This is a genomic window from Dokdonia sinensis (assembly GCF_003688895.1).
Classification (GTDB): domain Bacteria; phylum Bacteroidota; class Bacteroidia; order Flavobacteriales; family Flavobacteriaceae; genus Dokdonia; species Dokdonia sinensis.
Genome location: NZ_REFV01000005.1, coordinates 163712 through 182984, shown reverse-complemented (window position 1 = coordinate 182984; position 19273 = coordinate 163712). Strand labels below are relative to the sequence as shown.

Below are 19273 nucleotides of genomic sequence, written 5' to 3'. Positions count from 1 at the left end.
GGGTCGTTTTTTTATGCTCTTACCAAACTATCTCATCTTCCCCCATCCCTCGCAACATTCCGTTTGTCTGACTAAAATGCTCGTTACCGAACCAGTAGCCACGGTTTGCACTTAATGGTGATGGATGCCCCGATTCTAAGATTTGGTGCTTTGTTTTATCAATTTTTGCTCCTTTCTTTTTTGCATATCCACCCCAAAGGAGGAAAATAATATTTTCACGCTTTCGCGAAAGCGTACTTATCACCGCATCCGTAAACTTTTCCCAACCTTTACCCTGATGAGAACCAGCCTGGTGAGCTCTCACGGTCAAAGTGGCATTGAGCAATAGTACACCCTGCTTAGCCCATCGCTCTAGATTTCCAGATTCTGGATACGGCTGTTCCAAGTCGCGTTCTATTTCCTTAAAAATATTGATAAGCGATGGAGGATGTGGGATTCCGTCTCTTACCGAAAAACATAAACCATTTGCCTGACCCACGTTATGATAAGGGTCTTGACCGATAATGACCACTTTCACCTCATCAAAAGGACAATGATCAAATGCCGAAAAAATCTCCTTCCCTGGCGGAAAACAACGATGCTCCGTATACTCTTGCTTCACAAAATCGATGAGATTTTTAAAGTATTCTTTTTCAAATTCTTCGGCGAGTTGGGCTTTCCAGCTGGGGTGTATATTTACATCCATTATGCGTATTTTTGTGAGAGAAACGGGCGTTTGTAAGCCACTTTCAAAGCTAAAAAGAAAAAGAAAACGACGGGGTAAGAACCGTTAACATTTTCGCGAAAGCGGAACCCATATGATTAAAATCAATCCAAAGTCACTTCAAGATTTAGAATTCGATACCGTTTGCTCCCAACTTTCAGAACGTTGCGTGACCGAAATGGGAAAGGAAAAAGCACTAGCTATTGTTCCGTATACAACGTATGATAAAGCCATTTTTGGGCTCCATCAAACGAGTGAATACAGCAGTTCCTACCTGCACGACACCACGATTCCCAATCACGGGTTTGACGCTGTGCACCACGAGCTCAAAATGCTTGACATAGAAGATAGCGTGCTAGAGAAAGGGAGTTTTAAGAAACTTTCTAGCCTATCTGAAACCGTAAATATTCACTTAAAGTTTTTTAACAAGTTTAATGAGCGTTATCCCACACTTCATAATACAGTCCGACACACGCAACTTACTACGGCAATTGTTGACGCTGTAAATGCTGTGATAGATAAATATGGAGAAGTGCGCGATGATGCTTCGCCACAATTGCAGGTGATGCGACGGTCTATCAATCAGGTAAAGGGGCGGATTAACTCGAGTTTTGCAAGTGCTTTGGGACAATATGCAGGTTACGGTTATCTGGATGACATTAGAGAGTCTGTGGTGGAGAATGTACGTGTGCTTGCTGTGACGGCAATGCATCGCCGAAAGGTGAAAGGCTCCATAATGGGAAGCTCAAAGACTGGAAGCATCACTTACATCCAGCCAGAAGCCACAATGCAGGCGCAACGGGAACTAAATAACTTAATTTTTGAAGAAGATGAGGAAGTAAAGCGTATTCTTAAAGCACTTACGAATGCGATGCGACCTTACATCGAGTTGTTTAAAGAATATCAGGAATTGCTGAGTACCATCGATGTCATTTCGGCCAAGGCAAAATACGGACAGTCTATGAATGGTGTGCTTCCTAAAATTACTACGGACAGAGAACTGTCTCTTAAAGAGGCATACCACCCACTCTTGTATTTAAGCAATAAGCGTAAGGGTGAAAAAACGTATCCGCAGGATATAAAGCTAGATAAAGAAAGTAGGATCATTGTTATTTCTGGACCTAATGCAGGTGGAAAAAGTATTACTCTTAAAACCGTAGGATTGCTCCAAGTTATGTTACAGTGTGGTATGCTTATTCCCGTGCACGAGTATACGAGAATGTGCCTTTTTGATAAAATCCTAACCGACATAGGTGACAATCAGAGTATAGAAAACCACTTGAGTACGTATAGCTATAGGCTCAAGAATATGAATTATTTCCTGCGTAAGTGTGATGACAAGACCTTAATTCTCATAGACGAATTTGGTACAGGGTCAGACCCAGAGCTGGGTGGCGCGCTGGCGGAGACCTTTCTGGAAGTCTTCCACGAGAAGGAATGTTTTGGCATCGTGACCACGCACTACGCAAATCTCAAAATGATGGCAAATGAGACGCCAGAGATTGTAAATGCAAATATGCTTTTTGACGCGAGGACGCTCAAACCACTTTTTAAACTCCATATGGGAGAGGCTGGAAGCTCGTTTACCTTTGAAGTGGCTCAAAAAAATGGCATCCCCTACTCGCTTATAAACCGCTCTAAGAAAAAGGTGGAGCGAGGTAAAATACGTTTTGATAAAAGCATTGCAAACTTGCAAAAGGAGCGTAGCAAACTGGCAAAAACTACAAGTACGCTTAAAGCGAAAGAGCAAGAAGCATCTAAACAAGAGGAACAGCTCAAGGACATTAATGCCAAAATCCAACAAAAACTGGAGAGCTACCAAGAATTGTACGACAGTAATCAAAGACTTATTTATTTAGGAACTAAAATAGACAGCGCCAGCGAGAAGTTTTATCGTGACAAGAAAAAACGCGAGTTAATGGCCGAACTCTTTAAAATCGTCCAGATAGAAAACTCCAAACGCAAAAAACAAAGCGTCAAACAAGCCAAAGCCGAAAAGGCAAAAAAAGTAGTCGCCAAAAAAGAAGCCGAAAAGCACGTAGAAAAAATACGAGAGAAGAAGAAAGAGGCAAAAAAAGTTGCACCTGTAGAAGTGAAACCAAAACCTACTCTTAAGGTAGGCGACCAAGTGCGTATGGAAGACGGCCGTGCCGTGGGAACCATAGACTCAATGGAAAAAGGAAAAGCGATTGTAAATTATGGTATGTTTACCACAAGCGTTGCTGTGGATAGACTGGAGCTTGTAAAAAGTAAGAAGAAATAGATAATCATAATGTGATAACCTCAATCATAACTTGTCTATAATAAATGAAAAGAGTTTTTGCCATATTGTTTTGCATTCTGAATAGCGTAGTCGGACTAGCGCAACAGTACGAAGTCACCAAATCAATTGAAAATGATTCAGTTTACTTTGACTTAATTAGTCTACGCGAGACTCCTCTTTGGTGGCAAATAAGTACAATAGACAGCCTGAATGTAACCTCTAATTTCATCTCCTATGGAAAATTACATTCTAAAGACACCGTGTTTTCTCTAGTCAAAATACCTCAACAGGAAACAATAGACACCATAAATCTGCAAATATCTGATTTTCTAGATTTTAAATTAAGAGGCGCAGACCCTAAGGCTCAACACGAAGTGTCTTACCCTTACAAAATACCTTATAGTAGTACCTCCAAATTTGAAGTAATACAGACGTTTAAACAAAGTTTTAGTCACGATAAACCTACCTCATTTTACGCGGTAGATTTTGCGTTACCCATTAGGACACCCATTACTGCTTCGCGTGATGGTGTTGTTATACAAACAGAAGACTCTTTTAAGGAAGCTGGAGGGCGTGAGCTCTTTGATAGTGCAAACTATATTTATATCCTCCACGAAGATGGTACGTTTGCACAATATCTTCACCTCGATTATAAAGGAGTGATTGTAAAACAAAATGATATTGTCAAAGCAGGTCAACACATAGGATATTCTGGGCATACTGGATTTTCAACAAGACCTCATTTGCATTTTGTGGTAAAAAACGGTTTAGGTATTTCGCAAGAATTTCGGTTTAGCGGATATAGGAAATGGTTAAAAACTGGAAAAAGGTATAAAGGTCAAGGAGATCCGAATTTAGATTAATTGCGCCCTAACAACCAGTTCCCGATCCCACATTGCAAACATCGATTTGGATCGCAATAATTAGCCTTTAACTCAATAAGCGCTTGAGTTTCTTGAGCATTTGTGGCTTTAGGTCGCAACGTGTTGAATTTCTTAATAATCGTATTTTGCTCTGGTTTTATAGATTGAATCATTTCCAGAATGAGCTCGTTTTCATCCTTGCCTTGATGTTGTGCGTAGTAAAACCGCAAAGGAATAATTGTGTTAATGATGATAAGGTCAATAAATGATTTTGTAAGCTTCTTTGCTCTCTTCTTCTGCTGTGTTCCAAATGAGAAATGCGTGTCAAAGTAGGGCGATGCTTGAACTGCAAACAGCTCATAAATTTCCTTCACCGATGAAGTGGTCATTAGTTTCTGGAACAGATAGCTATGAGTGAAATACAACTGAGCCAATTGTGACAATCTTATGGTCGGAAAATTATCAGGTCTCAGTTTAAAAAATTGAACGGGCATTACTCCGCCGTTATTGAGATTGTGTTTATGCTTTAGAAACTCATATTCGGTTTCTAACTGTAAGGCGTAGGAGTCTGTTGTGTCTTCGGGAAGCAGTCCACCCAATCCAAAAAGTAATGCTTCCAGACGGAAAGGCTCATTTGCACATTTTCTCACGATGGAAAAATTTAAACTTTGAGCAATGCTCTCAAAGGAGGCGCCGTTTACTTTGGTGCCAAAATTGCGCGCAAGCATTGTAAAAAGCGTGGCCTCCCAATCATTATTTAAAGATTCTAAAATAGTTTTAATATGCTCTGTTTTCCTGCTGAGTCTTTCAAAATAGAGTCGTTCTAGCCAATTTTCTTGAGTATATGAAGGAACTTGAGCAAGATCTTCCTCGCAGTTAATCCATTTTGACTTTTGGTTTGCAAAAAGTTCTTGATAGTTATGTAGCGCTTCTTTGGAAACAAAATGTTTCAATTCTAATGTGGGAATGGGCGTGTTGTCCTTTCGGAAAACGTCCACATCGTGCTCCCAGACCACGTGCAGGATAACATTTTCATAGGCTGGGTCTTCCTCGTGACGGTGGGCATACCAGTCTGATGATTTCAAGTGTATTTCTACGTTTCCAGCCCATAGCTGGTCTGCGATATGCAGTTTTGCGTTAAAGAAATCGGGGCCAGCGAGGGTGTTGTGATGACCTACTTGTACGAGGGTGATGGGGAGATTTGAGGTAGTGTGCGCTTTCGCGAAAGCGTACTTCTTAAACTTCCATACGTAATGTAAAAAATCTTCTTGCAATTTTTAACCGTGAGCTTGTGAAAGACTAAGGTAGAAGATTTTTTGTGATATGATAAACCAGTAAAGAAAAAACCTGTCGGATCTGTGAGACCTAACAGGCTTGTTGTCAAATTATATAGCGCTTATAATGTCGTGCTTGGTAATGATGTGGTGCTTACCGTCTCCCAAATCTACGAGAACTGCGTTGTTCTCTTTAGTAATAAGCTTAGAAACGGAAGCTACTGATGCCTTGCGATTTACCACAGGATATGGTTTCCCCATTACTTCCTTGATAGGAGTCTCTGCAATATCCTGATTTTCCATATAGGCACGGAAAAGGTCTGCCTCGTCCACAGAGCCTACGATTCCAGAAGTATCCTCAACTGGGATTTGCGATATTTTATAATGTTTCATACGCTCTATAGCGTGTGAAACGAGCTCTTCTGTTTTTACCGTGATGAGCGGTTTATCGATGTGATTTTTGATTAAATCTTCGGCAACTTTAATTTCTTCGTCTAAGAATCCACGCTCGCGCATCCAGTCATCGTTAAACATCTTTCCTACGTAGCGACTCCCGTGGTCGTGATACAAGATGACAATTACGTCATCTTTATGAAATTTTCCTTGCTCATTGAGTTGCAATAGTCCCTTAATTGCCGCACCTGCTGAGTTTCCTAAAAACATACCTTCTTCCTTTGCAAGACGTCTAGTGTAGACTGCTGCATCCTTATCTGTTACTTTCGTAAACCCGTCAATAACACTAAAATTTACATTAAGAGGTAAAATATCTTCACCTATCCCTTCTGTTATATAGGGGTAAACTTCATTTTCATCAAATATACCAGTCTCTTTATATTTTTTAAAAACAGATCCGTAAGTATCTATACCCCAAATTTTTACATTTGGATTTTTCATTTTAAGATAACTTCCTACGCCAGAAATTGTTCCTCCAGTACCTACTCCCACAATAAAATGAGTTACTTTACCGGCAGTCTGTTCCCATATTTCTGGGCCTGTACTATTGAAATGTGCTTTGCAATTAGAGGGATTGTCATATTGGTTAACATACCAACTATTCGGTGTTTCTTCTGCCAGACGTTTTGAAGTCGAATAGTAAGACCTTGGATCATCTGGCTCTACATTTGTAGGGCACACAATTACTTGACTTCCTACGGCGCGTAGAATATCCATTTTTTCCTTAGACTGCTTATCTGAAATCACGCATATCATTTTATAGCCTTTAATAATAGCAGCAAGGGCTAATCCCATTCCTGTATTACCCGATGTTCCTTCAATTATTGTTCCTCCAGGCTTTAGCGCACCTGCTGCTTCAGCATCTTCTATCATTTGAAGGGCCATGCGGTCCTTCACAGAGTTTCCTGGATTAAAGGTTTCATACTTGGCAAGTACTAAACAGGGCACCTCTTTTACCAAAGCATTCATCTTAACCATAGGTGTATTACCGATGGTTCCTAATATATTTTCTGCGTATTCCATAGTCTTTTTTGAGTGTTGCAAAGATACTGGGTTACTTGCAGATAGTAGAATGAAGCTTTATAAAATCTTTATTGACTGTGTGTCCATAAATTATTAGACGTATCGAGGATTATAACTTATAATTTGTCAGCACAAAAATATGTCGATTAGAGGTAAATCCCCATCGTCACTTAGGATACTCAGCTAGTTAACATCAAGAAAAAAATGTCGTATTCTCATTTACCTTTTTATAAGTAGTCTTTTAATTACTACAGACGAGCCATTACTCACCTCAACAAAGTATACTCCAGGAGAGAAACCACTGACATCTATCCGGTATTCTACAGCAGGTTGTGACAAGGATAAACTACTCACAACTCTACCTTGAACATCAATGATTCTAAGGCTAGAAGGAAGCATTTCAACATCTGAGGATAAAATTGTTACATTATTCGCAGGATTAGGCACTAATGATAAACCTGTTCCAAATGGCGTTTGCTCTGTGAGACCCAATATTTCAGGTTCCTGAAATACAAGAATAAACCTTGAATCAACATTTGAAGATTGAAATGAAAACGTATAGCTATCCTCCTTAAGGTTAACGTAAACTTCTTCTTTCAAATCAATTAAGTATATGGGAGCATCATTGAGTAAACTTCCTTGAAATTGATCGAGGGAAATGCGGTAGCTCTTACGCTCTTCGATGGCAGTGGCAACTCCTACTGGAATAACCATGTCCTTTTTAAACGTTTCTCTAGCTTGTATTCCTAACTGCTCATCAGCTTTACTTTTAGTGTAAATTGAGACAGGTGTTGCCAGTCTTTTACTGTCGTAACCTTTATCGATATTTTCTGATGCTTGAGGTAAGAAACCTACTGCCGTCTTACTCGTTAACTCGTATTCATCTAGACTTACAGAAAGCCATAAAAGATCTCTATCATCTTCATTACGATACTGATCATTACCCGTAGTAACGCGCATTGCATTATTGAAGATAACATCTGGTGTTGCACTGGCTACCTCATCTGCCTTTATGGCAAATCCCTGACCTGATGCAATATATCTAGACGGTGTGCTACCTGGTCTATTTGGTGACGCCATCCCGGTTGTAAGATTACGCATTGAGAAATCCAGCATCGAGGGATTTGCGCCGAGATATCCTGGTAATGCAGTGGTAGGCGTAGTTACATGTTCCCAAAAATATACTTCATTAATCATCGGGTTTTCTGTAATAAGCGCAACAGCATCAATTGCAGATGGATATGGATTCCCCAATAAATTAAAGTTATTCTGAGTAGTCCCATTATATTGAACTGGATGCTTTATTACACCATTGTTAACTGAACCCTTCTCATATGTAAAATCATAAGTAGTTGTCACTCCACCAGCGTGATATGAATCCTGGGGATATATGATAAGTCCCTGGCCGGGCACCATAGGTTCATTTGCCGTATGATTTCCTAAAAAAGTATTATCCAAACTGAGAAATGTCTCTGCTCCACTATAAGCTGGAAAATTTGTTACTGCTGGGTCTGCCTCAAAATTTTCTGGTATTACATAGATTACCCTAAAAGCTTGATCTACCGTCTGCGCTGCGGCATCTACTACATTTCCATAAACACCATCTCTTTTTTCTGTAGTCATCGGACTGCTGGCAAACAGAAAATCCCGAGGTTTCATAGGTAGGGTTGTCTTTCTTATTTCTATATGTCCTGTGCTTTCCTTAACAACAGCTGCTTCATCGTCTACTTGGACTAAACTTCCTTCGTGTTCCACAATTAAAGTTCCGGCCACCTTCACATTGTGCTCCACCTTAGCATAGTTTGAGGCATTTATTGTGAGCGTTACATCTTGATTCACAATTAATTCACAAGCATTTATATTGCCATCGTCTGTGGTGTTATAATCTTCCGTTATAATTGCTTTTGTGTTTTCGTCAGGAATTGTTGGAGACCAGCTACCGCCCGCAAACGTGGCAGTATTATCACAGGTGTCTGCAATAGACTTTCCTATGACCTCAACTTCGGCCAGTTTAATTTTTGTAGTTCCAGAAGCCTGAATACGCATATATCTTGCTGTAAGATTTATATTATCCGTAGAAAATTTTCGGATTGGGGCGCCACTATGTGACGCTTCAAAAATTGCGTTACAACGTGCTTCCTCAAGGGTCATTCCATCAAATGATGAGTTAGAAAGCAGTACATAAAAATTTGTAAAATGATCTGACAGTGTTTCTTGTGCATCACCATTGAGCTCCACAGTATTCCATAGGTCAATGTGTTGTATGATTTTTGGTTCCTCAAAATCAAGAGCATACCAAGGCTCTTCTTCGACGGTAGTTTCAGAAAAACTTCCTACTGGAACTAAACCACGCTGGTAATACTGTGCATTTATACGACCATTATTGTTGCCATCCACGGCCTTGCTTGCAGCAACGTCAATTGCAATTTCGCCGTAAGGCATAACATTAGTGCCCGAATATCCATCGTCATAAGTCACATCTGTGCGTGTTGAGCTTTGAGATACTGTTGCAAACCGACTTATCATTTGAGCTTTTGGAGCTAGGTCTATCGCACTTTCTGTAAGGGGTGATGCAAATACTCCTCCCGTAGGTGCATTATCTACATAAACTCTTACTGGGAAAGTTTCATAATCGTAAGTCAGACGATTAGGGAGCGATTCCTCTATAATGATATACGTTTCATTAGTATCTGGATGCTTGTATACGCCATTGTTTGTAATGTACTCCCTAAATTTTGCCTTAGAAGCAAACTGATATATTCTCGTAGGATAGCCTAGTCGCAAGTCTCCTTGTGCTAGTGCCTGTTGAATTCCCATATTGTAACTTCCAAGGTCATCGGTAATGATACCGTCGATTTCAAACTTGAGTAATTTTTCTGGATCACTTTCATTCCAATCTACCCGCACGGCTGTTTCATCTAATATTGTGAAGGTCACATCACGATCAGAAAAATCTGTAGAGTTCATTATAAGGGTGTTATCCGTAACTTCTGTGTAGGGATACGACGGTTCTGCACTTTCTGTATCTAGTTCTAATTTATAGAGGTGGTCCACATTACTGGTTACCAAATCTATAAAAAACCAAGGTGTAAATCCGTTATTACGCTGTTTGGGCTGGCGACTTGAATTATTGCTCAACACGACTTTTGAGACCTTTACACCATAGCCTAAATCTTCCAATTTAATATTGTTAAATACTTGGTTATGAGAGTGTTTCCAAAGATCGATTCCCAAGGAATTACTATTTTTTCCCGAAATGTAAACATCCTCGTAGGTATAATCTGCTTGATAGGTAATGGCTAAACCTACGTTTACCCCCCAGGCTTTAAATCCTTTGAATATAGATCGAGACTCGTGGTTTACGCCCATATCGCGCTCTATGGATTTCATTGCCTGACTACAGTCTATCACAATGGTATTCTCGAGTATGAGCGCAGCCTCTAACGGAATAACGCCATCACCTTCCTTACTATATCCTAATGTGCTCAGTGGGAAATTATCTACCTCGTACCCTACTCTCGTGTTTGCCAATGCAGCAGCATCAAGCCTGTCAAGATGTGTTTTAGAATTATTGAAGTTGATTACTCGTATACCAAAAGTTGCATTTGCAATGACATTGTTCCTACATAATACTGCTCTTCCTTTCATCCCCAATCCTACACCGGAAAATAGGATATCATCGTAGTAAAGGGAGGATTCATAAACATCGCCATCGTGACCTGACGAGACATTTACCACTAGGTTATCTGCCCAAAGACCTGTCTCGCTTCCAGACTCAGAGACTATGGCAGCACCTGTTACCTTATAAACGACATTCTTTGAAATATCTGCGTGGGAGTCGTGCTGGGTTATTCCCCAACCTGGATTATCCCAAACCACATTGCCGATTACCTCTGCCTTATTAGCCCCATTTTCAGCACCTAATTTATGTAGGTGAATGGAGTACCGACCGCGCATATTTGATATCTCATCTACTGGACTTTGAATCGTCTCCGCACATTCTTGACCTAATGTTGAGATTTTAGACTGAAAAACAACGGGTTCTACCCATTTATCAAAATAGAAGTCATCCGTAGGTCTCGACTTATCTGTTCTTCCCATTCTCAGGAACGTAGCATTTTTGATAAGATGCTCTTTTGCTCCATTCATTGCCATAAAATGACCACGCTCGTCTATGGGTACATTATTTGGTGATTGGAATGTTATGTTCCTCGTTAAATTCCCAACATAGCAGTGTAAACCTTCAGCAGGTCTTCCTTCATGACTATTTGAAAGACCATTGTTTAGTGTAATATCGTTGCCAGAAATACCTGTGATTCGTCTACGGTCTTCCCCATTGTTTGCAGCATCCTTATTTCCCCCGCTACTTATAATGATAAAATCGCCCACTTCCCAACCAGTAGGCACTTGAGCTAGTCGAATTGTGGTTGTTCCAACAAGCGCATCATTTTGTAACTGTGACATATTGAGCTTCTCCTTTCCTTCAATTTTTACGTCTCCCATTGTCATTATTCCCAAGCTTACTTGGGTGGGATCCCAATTGTAACGGCCCAGCACTCCTATTCCATCAGCTACATCTCCATTTGCTGTTCTAGTAATTGTTAGGGGGTCTGCACTCGTAATAGCTTCTTGATAGGAATCGTATCTATCTTGTCCAGAGGCCGTAATCTCCATATTCTTTACCGTCTCATTGTCTGTAAAATGTCCTAGGGCTTGCGTATTCCAAATTGCAGGAGGGTTAGACAGGTCATAGGCTTCGATATTAACCTCTATTTCACCATCTGTAGAGCCATTTGCTAGAAACTGTACATCGGAACTCATAGTTCCAATAAACGTATCAAACTTTAATGCTGTAGTCTGACTTGCCACATCCTCTTGGCAGATAAACGTACCATCCACACGTATTGCAAAAATGTGTACTGTCGAATTATGATTATAATTGACAGTGATTCCTGCAGGGATATGAACGATTGCTCCGTCTGGCGGAATTCCAGCACTTCCCCAAGTGGTTGCTTCATCCCAATCTCCATCTTGAGTCGCTATGTGAGTTGCAGTAGCTGTCGGAAAGTAGGTATCTACATCTATTTGACCCATTGCAGAAAATGAGATACAGGTAATTAAAAAGCAAAAGAGTAGTAAGCGTAGTTGCATAGGATTTTGATTTGGAAGTAGAAAACTAAACCATTTAAAATGGATCGGCAACCTTTAAACGATTTAGGATGGTGTTTTGAACCTCATTGAACCTATTATTAACCAGAGAAAACCTACAGAACGATGTTAGATGCGATTCATAAAGCTATTCTGAAAATTTTCATTTCATAGAAATGCTCTCTATTAACCTTTATTGTACCCTTAAAAACTAATTGAAAGTAGCACAAACACGTCTGAATACTACTTTTTTAGTTGAATAACTACAAAAATAGTTGTTTAACTAAAAATATCGTTGTATGTTTGAATTATCAATCAGAATATGATTTAACCACAAAGGAGTTATCTACCTCCAGAGATATCACTAAAAATTGCGCTTACAGCGATTTATACTTATGGAAAAGCTCACAAATAAAGAAGAAGAAGTAATGCATGCCCTTTGGAATTTAGAACGTGCATTTGTAAAAGAGGTCGTCGCGGCATTACCAGATGGAAATCATTATAACACCGTTTCCACGATTATCCGCAACCTTGAGGATAAAGGTTATGTGGCACACCAAGCCTTTGGTAAAACGCATCAGTATTTCCCAGTTGTAAAACTTCAGGACTACAGAAAGTCGTTTATGCATACAGCCTCTCAAAAATACTTTAACAGCTCTTATAAGAATATGGTCTCTTTCTTTGCAAAGGAGGAAAAAATATCGGCCGCTGAGTTGAGAGAGATTTTGGAAATCATTGAAAAAAAATAAATTACCTTAGAACAGACGATAAATTAATTGTTGTTATGGAAACACTAACCTACATCATAAAAAGCATTGCGATCTTAGGTATTTTTTATGTCATCTACATGATTGTATTGCGACGGGACACATTTTTTACTGCAAATAGGCATTATCTCATAGGAGGAATTCTTGCTGCTATTCTCCTACCCTTCTTGGAATTTGAAACCATCACTTATGTCCCCGCTCCCGTGGTAGAAGAACTTCCATTTATAAACAACTTTGACAGCGCACAATGGGAGACAATGACTCCTGCTGAGGCACAATTTACCATCGATTGGTTCCAAGTACTTTTTGTTATTTACTGTATAGGTGTTTCCGTTATGATTACACGCTTTTTTATACAACTCTTCTCACTGCAACGCCTCATTAAATCAGGAACTGTTGTTGCAAGAAATAGGTTTACCTATATCGCCGTTGATCAGGATATTACCCCTTTTTCTTTCTTTAAGTATATCGTTTACAACCCGCAGTTACATTCTCAAGAAGATCAAGAAATGATTCTTGCACACGAGCAAGTACACGCTAGCCAACTGCATTCCATAGATGTATTGCTCACTCAAGTTGCACTTGCATTGCAATGGTGCAATCCCATCGCCTGGCTTTACAAAAACAGCATCGAGCAAAATCTAGAATATATAGCCGATAGTACTGCCGCCCAGCAAGCGCAGTCACACAAAAAATATCAACGCACACTGGTCAAGGTCTCATCAACCTCATACAGACCAGCACTTACTACTAATTTTTATCATTCATTCATCAAAAAACGAATCGTTATGCTCAACAAACCCGCGTCACAACGACGCAACCTTTTGAAACTGGGACTCATCCTTCCCGCACTCGCACTATTTATGTATTCCTTTCACACGAAAGAAGTAGTACAATTTGAAGAAGTGGATGGGGATAATTACGCTTTCGCGAAACCTGTGCTGAGCGGAGCCGAAGTAGCGGAAACCCCTCTAAACACCTTAAATGTAACCATCAAGAAAGACTTTGTTCTTGATGATTTCAACAACGTCACCGTAGACCTTTTTACCAAAGGAATCGTCTTTACTTATGGAGAGGTTGTAAGAAACGAGAATGGAACAATTGCTTCTATGTATGTGATCACGCATCCTGCGGGAAGTGGTGAACAAACAAGGCACACCCTTAAAGAAAAAGTTGTGGGAAAAGGAATTGAAGACGCTACACTCACTTTTGATAAGGAAACCCTTAAGGCTACGGTCACCACACAAATTGCAACAGTTGATACTTTTAGTATTGACAAAGATGGTACAGTGAATAGAGGCAAAACCTCCACTAGCATTCAGAACATTTTTGGTATAAACTCCACAAGCACCGCTTCAGAATTAGACCGTATAGAGAAAATAGTAGCTCAAAAATATCCGGAATCTACATTTAGATTTAGCAACCGCAAATTTGCAACTGACGGTAAACTACAACGATTTGCGTTTCAAACAAAATTCACAGGACAATCTAGATTTTTTACTCGTTTTGACAGGAATAGTGACTTACCTACTGATTGGGATGGATATGAAATAAAAATTACACCAGCTCAAGAAATCGTGGTTATTGAAAAAGGTAAGATAGGTCAGTCATTTAAAATAGATGCCGAAAAACTTGTCTTTCTAGATAAAGCAGTAAAATTCCCAGCAAATGATACTACCACACCCACAGCAATTGAATTTGATGTGAATATGCCACAAGACACCTACCGCTTTAAAATCACAAAAAAAACAACAATCGAAGAGCTCAAAGCATTAAAACAAATGCTCAAAGAAAAGCACAACGCAACATTAGATTTTAAAAATGTGGATTTTAACGCGCAAAATGAAATCACGAGTATTCAACTCACTTTTAAAGATGCAAATGGTAACAGTAAGAATTACAGCACGAGTAGTGATTCTCCTATAAGCGATATCTTCATTTACCGTGATGCAGATGGTCGCACAGGAATGGGTAACGCTAGTTCCCGCGCCGAAATGGAAGAACGTATGGTGGAAATGAAAGCTAGAATGGAAGAGCGACGCACGCAGATGGAAGTCCAGTCACAGGAGCGCAGGGAACAAATGCAAACTCAAATAGAAGAACGCAAAGCTCAGATGGAAGCCAGAATGAACGAAATGAAAGAAAAACGAGCAGAACGGAGAGTTTATGGTCGCGCACAAACTGATAAGGACAGTAATGATAAAATAGGAAGTAAAAGATTATTCTCTCAAGAAAAACCTAAACTAAAGTTGTCGGAATTTGGAAAATTAGACAATTCTACAAAACCACTAGTTATCCTAGACGGCGAAGTCATATCATATGATGCTATGAATACGCTTGATCCTGATCATATAGGGCATATGAATATCCTAAAAGGAGAAAAAGCACTTGTAGCCTATGGAGAAACTGCAAAGTATGGTGCGATTGAAATTACCACAAAGAGCAACCCTAAATATGCTACAATAAAGAAACTAAAACCCAGTAATAACAAATTTGCGGTAGATGTGAGTGGTCAAAAATTATTTTTAGTTCAAGGCGACACGGGAATAAAAAGTAATGCAAACTTTGGCGGAGTTACACAAGCCAAAATTGACAAAGACGCCACAGATCAAGATATCGATAATATAAAAGCAACTTTTCAAAAAGAAGGCATTACCGTTCAAAAAACGACTATTGAACGGAACCCAAATGGAGAAATCACTCAAATCACTCTGTTACTGATAGGTCGATCTGGCAATAGAACCTCGTCAACTTTTGGAAATAAGAAGGATCCCATCACAACAGTCTGGTTAGGCTATACGGGAGATCAATAAAACCTTTACAAACCACCTTTACCACCGCTACTTCCCGTAGCGGTTTAAACTTTAATTTATGGAAAAGACAATCTTAAGTTGTCTTGCAATCCTCATTCTATGGAGTTGCAAGCAAGAAACTGCTATGCTTAATACTGAGGAAGCAACCATAGGTGCTCAAGTACCTAACCTCAAGTTTAATCAACTACTCAATGACGAGAAGGAAAAACTGTCCTTGTATGATATCGAGGCCGATGTTGTCATTCTAGACTTCTGGGCGACGTGGTGCGGTCCTTGCCTGAGTAGCTTCCCTAAGATGAGTAAACTACAAGAAACCTACGGTAATCAACTTAAAATCATTGCCGTTACAGATGAGTCTAAAGAACGCATCGCCACTTTCCTTGAGAATCGACCACAATCCTTTACCATCGCGATAGATATTGATGGAAGTATCAACAGCTATTTTAAGCACCGAGTGATTCCCCATTATGTCATTCTAGATAAAGATAAAATTGTTCGTGCCATTACAAGTGGTGATGCAATTACTCAAGAGAATATAGAACGTCTGCTATCTGGCCAGGAAATGGAATTTGAGGTAAAAAAAGAAGATGTAGATTTTGATCCTAGCATTTCTCTAGTTACAAATACTTCACAACCTATTTTTCAAAGCACGCTCCTCCCCTACAACCCAAGCGCTCCCGGGATGAGTAATGATGGTAGGAACGGTAATAGACTATTTGCCTACAATCTTACGATGCCTTCATTATTTAAAATGGCTTATGGATATCGCTGGACAAGGGTAAAAGAAAACTTTAAAGACCCAGACATATATAGCTATGACAATAAAGAACAGTTATACTGTTATGAAATGATTTTTCCAAACCGCTTGCGCGAAAGTAGACTCGAGCTGATGCAAAAAGAATTAGCCAACCTTTCAAACATAACCGCCAAAGTCGAAACGCAACTCACGGATGTATACCTGCTCCAGAAAATCCCAAACACTTCCATAACATTGCCCATATCTACACAAAAACCCGATCCCAACGGTATTACCAGATATGGCGAGGGTGTCACACTACAAGGTGAACCTATAACAACACTTGTAAATTATTATGAAGAAGTGTTAGGATTGCCAGTTATGGATAATACTGGATATAATGATGTATACGACATTACTGTAAAATGGTATATAGAGAACACTAAAAAAGGTATGGACGAACTTAAAAAGTATGGTCTCGAAGTTATAAAAGCCAAAAGGAATATAGATTTTCTTGTGCTTTCGGATTAGCTACTACCATATCAAAAGATAAATCAGCCCTATTTGCCATTGCAAATGGGGCTTCTTTTTTTACTAACATTTGAAGGTCTCAATGATGAAAACACGGAAATCAGCCACTTTTAAGACAGTTTTCCCCTAGGATTTTTGCAGAGGGGTCAAAACGGCCCTTGAGTTCTTACAGATTTTCCACAATACTGGATTGTGGGTTATGAGTTGATATTTTCGCGAAAGCGTAACTAACAATATTGAAATACAATTCATCTTTATACTTACAATTTTATAGTTAATTGTATTAAAAGCTTATAATTTCTTTGGTCATTCTGGCAAAAGGGTACTTCTTTGTTTCATCAATAACAAACAACTATAAAACTTTACTATTATGAAAACGCAAAACACAACTACCAGAACAAACAAAGTATTAGGATTGTACACCATCTTTATGGTAAGTCTGAGCATCAGTTATACGATTGCAACATACGTACAACATCTGAGTCACTAATCAAACTTTTTTACTAACCACTAAAACATCAATCACATGGTACAATTAATCATTACTGCACTTGAACTTATCTTCGGATAAACTTGACCCTTACTGAACCAGACAAAGGCCTATCTGGTAGCCGTTTCCCCTAATTAGGTTTTGAATTACGCAACTTCGACTGCGCTCAGTCCAGGTTTCGCGAAAATTTTAAAACCGCACACAAATTCCACAAATTTTATGTCAATATTGCTTTGCGACCCATTGTCGTACGGATGTTTACATCCTAAAATGAGCAAAACATAAGTGATTAGCCCAATTATATGGTGAGCACTTGCGTTTTCCGCTCACCATAAAACCTCCCTGCTCTTGATCGAACATTGGGAGGTTTTTTTTGTATTTTTCGGGTATGAAAAAACAGTTCTTTAAGACGCTGGCCAAAATTAACAAAGCCGTCCTACCATCTTACTCAAAAAAGGAACTAGACCTCGCCAAAGCAAAAAAATGGCAACTTGCCATTATTGGTTTTCGCGCTTGGGTGACCAAAAGGGCGCTCTAACCACCTCTTTCCATTTAATGGTTATCGTTTTAAAGACTCCTCAAAAAAGGGGCATTTAACTGATTTACAACAAGTTGCACTACACTATATTTGTCGTCAAGAAATAACAACTACGGTTATCTCTCACTATCCCTCCTTCCCTCATTGTTTTGTAACACACTTAAAAACTCAATACAATGGCACATCACGGTATGAAACCACAGCATGGCATTATGGCTATGTGCGAAAAAGACAATCACAACGAAGGACGCTTTGGGCGACTATTCTCAGGACTTCCGGCTTTGTACACAAAACCTAGCGAACTCAAAAAACTAGGTGCTCAAGGCGGTCCTATGGATGGTGGTAAAGCTCGTAACGACTCTCAAACAATTCCTATGGGAATGGTATTTTTGGGACAATTTATTGATCACGACATCACGCTAGATACTACATCAAGACTAGATAAAGTAAACGATCCCAATGCAATCTTTAATTTTAGAACTCCTGCGCTAGATTTAGATTGTGTTTACGGTCTCGGTCCAGAAGCTTCCAATTTCCTATTTAAGGATGGAGTATCACTACTTACTGGCAAGGATGGCACAGCCCTAGCCTCACAGTCACAAAATCATCGCGATAACGATGTTGCTCGCACAAGCACCGGTACAGCAATTATAGGTGACCCTCGCAACGATGAGAATCGCGTGATTGCTCAACTGCAATTGGCTTTTATAAACTTCCATAACCACGTTGTAGCGCATTTACAAGCAGCAGACCCTAGCCTTAATCATGGAGCACTCTATGAGAAGGCAAATGAGGAAGTCCGCTGGCACTACCACTGGATGATACTCAATGAGTTTCTTCCTACAATGATAGGAGCACCACTTGTGCAAGAAATAATGAGCGAAGGTCGCCAACTGTTTACCCCACATAAGGGACAGATTCCAATTGAATTTAGTGCTGCTGCATATCGTTTTGGACATTCGCTAGCTCCTCAAAAGCTCAAAGTTAGAAAAGCACAGACACACGATTTTGAACTCTTCGGGGGAACACTTGGGTTTGGTTTTCAGCCTATCTCTGACGACAAGCAAATCATTGAGTGGGAAGTACTTTTTAACATAGACGCTACACCATTCCAGACTACAGATAAATTAGATACAAAAATGCCTACGGACTTGCTTGCGTTGCCTTTTATACCGGCCGGAAGTGAAAACTCTCTCGCAACGCGCAATCTGCTCCGTGGGCAAAGTTTCCTACTACCTTCTGGTGAGAAAGCCTCCCAGGCTGCCGGAATAGACCAAACAATAATTGACAAGGTAACAGCACACGTCAAGGGAAATACTGCTGGAATAGACCTATCTAACGGAACCCCACTTTGGTATTATATCCTTGCCGAGGCAGAGTGTATAGGCCGTAAAGATGCTGGAGGAAATAAACCAGGTGAAGGCTTGGGTCCTCTAGGCGGTCGCATTGTAGGAGAAACGTTGATAGGACTTTTAGAACTCGACACGACTTCTTTCTTGAGCGTAGACCGAAATTGGATACCCAACCTAACAAATAACGGAGATTTTACAATGAAAGATCTTCTCACATTCAGTTAGAAATAGCGCCCTACTCAATTCTAAAGCCAGCCTAGTGTTCCATTCCCAAAACTATGGCTGGTTTTTTAATAAACTATATTAATGCTCGCCTAGG

At 39.8% G+C, this 19273-nt stretch carries 11 protein-coding genes; 7 read left to right on the top strand and 4 right to left on the bottom strand.

Going from position 1 to position 19273, the window contains the following annotated elements:
- Window positions 1-19: 19 nt before the first annotated feature.
- Window positions 20-685: a uracil-DNA glycosylase gene (ung, locus tag EAX61_RS07095; RefSeq protein WP_121916984.1), complete on the bottom strand. Its 666-nt coding sequence runs from the start codon at window positions 683-685 to the stop codon at window positions 20-22.
- Between the two features lie 112 nt (window positions 686-797).
- Between ung and EAX61_RS07090 the strand changes: the two genes are divergently transcribed.
- Window positions 798-2966 (top strand): endonuclease MutS2, encoded by a 2169-nt coding sequence (locus tag EAX61_RS07090; RefSeq protein ID WP_121916983.1) that lies wholly within the window; start codon window positions 798-800, stop codon window positions 2964-2966.
- 44 nt (window positions 2967-3010) lie between these two features.
- Window positions 3011-3829: a M23 family metallopeptidase gene (locus tag EAX61_RS07085; RefSeq protein WP_121916982.1), complete on the top strand. Its 819-nt coding sequence runs from the start codon at window positions 3011-3013 to the stop codon at window positions 3827-3829.
- Here the strand turns inward: EAX61_RS07085 and EAX61_RS07080 are convergent.
- The 3 genes from EAX61_RS07080 to EAX61_RS07070 all read right to left on the bottom strand — a co-directional run bounded on the left by EAX61_RS07080 (window position 3826) and on the right by EAX61_RS07070 (window position 11730).
- Window positions 3826-5103 (bottom strand): DUF2851 family protein, encoded by a 1278-nt coding sequence (locus EAX61_RS07080; RefSeq protein ID WP_121916981.1) that lies wholly within the window; start codon window positions 5101-5103, stop codon window positions 3826-3828. The two genes, EAX61_RS07085 and EAX61_RS07080, sit on opposite strands and share 4 nt — an antisense overlap.
- A gap of 111 nt (window positions 5104-5214) precedes the next feature.
- The gene (locus EAX61_RS07075) at window positions 5215-6579 is read right to left on the bottom strand and encodes a pyridoxal-phosphate dependent enzyme (RefSeq protein ID WP_121916980.1); all 1365 of its coding nucleotides are present in this window, start codon (window positions 6577-6579) and stop codon (window positions 5215-5217) included.
- A gap of 219 nt (window positions 6580-6798) precedes the next feature.
- On the bottom strand, window positions 6799-11730 hold the full coding sequence (locus tag EAX61_RS07070) for a T9SS type A sorting domain-containing protein (RefSeq protein WP_121916979.1): 4932 nt from the start codon (window positions 11728-11730) through the stop codon (window positions 6799-6801).
- 392 nt (window positions 11731-12122) lie between these two features.
- Between EAX61_RS07070 and EAX61_RS07065 the strand changes: the two genes are divergently transcribed.
- The 5 genes from EAX61_RS07065 (at window position 12123) to EAX61_RS07045 (ending at window position 19179) form a co-directional block, all read left to right on the top strand.
- Window positions 12123-12476: a BlaI/MecI/CopY family transcriptional regulator gene (locus tag EAX61_RS07065; protein WP_121916978.1), complete on the top strand. Its 354-nt coding sequence runs from the start codon at window positions 12123-12125 to the stop codon at window positions 12474-12476.
- Between the two features lie 35 nt (window positions 12477-12511).
- Window positions 12512-15307 carry a M56 family metallopeptidase gene (locus EAX61_RS07060; protein ID WP_121916977.1) on the top strand — a complete coding sequence of 932 codons (2796 nt, stop codon included), beginning with the start codon at window positions 12512-12514 and terminating at the stop codon, window positions 15305-15307.
- A gap of 58 nt (window positions 15308-15365) precedes the next feature.
- Complete coding sequence (locus EAX61_RS07055; protein WP_121916976.1) at window positions 15366-16574, top strand: redoxin domain-containing protein; 1209 nt, start codon at window positions 15366-15368, stop codon at window positions 16572-16574.
- Window positions 16575-17452: 878 nt separating this feature from the next.
- Window positions 17453-17602, top strand: a complete 150-nt coding sequence (locus EAX61_RS07050; protein WP_121916975.1) for an SsrA-binding protein — start codon at window positions 17453-17455, stop codon at window positions 17600-17602.
- Between the two features lie 176 nt (window positions 17603-17778).
- Window positions 17779-19179 (top strand): peroxidase family protein, encoded by a 1401-nt coding sequence (locus tag EAX61_RS07045; RefSeq protein WP_121916974.1) that lies wholly within the window; start codon window positions 17779-17781, stop codon window positions 19177-19179.
- Window positions 19180-19273: the final 94 nt, after the last annotated feature.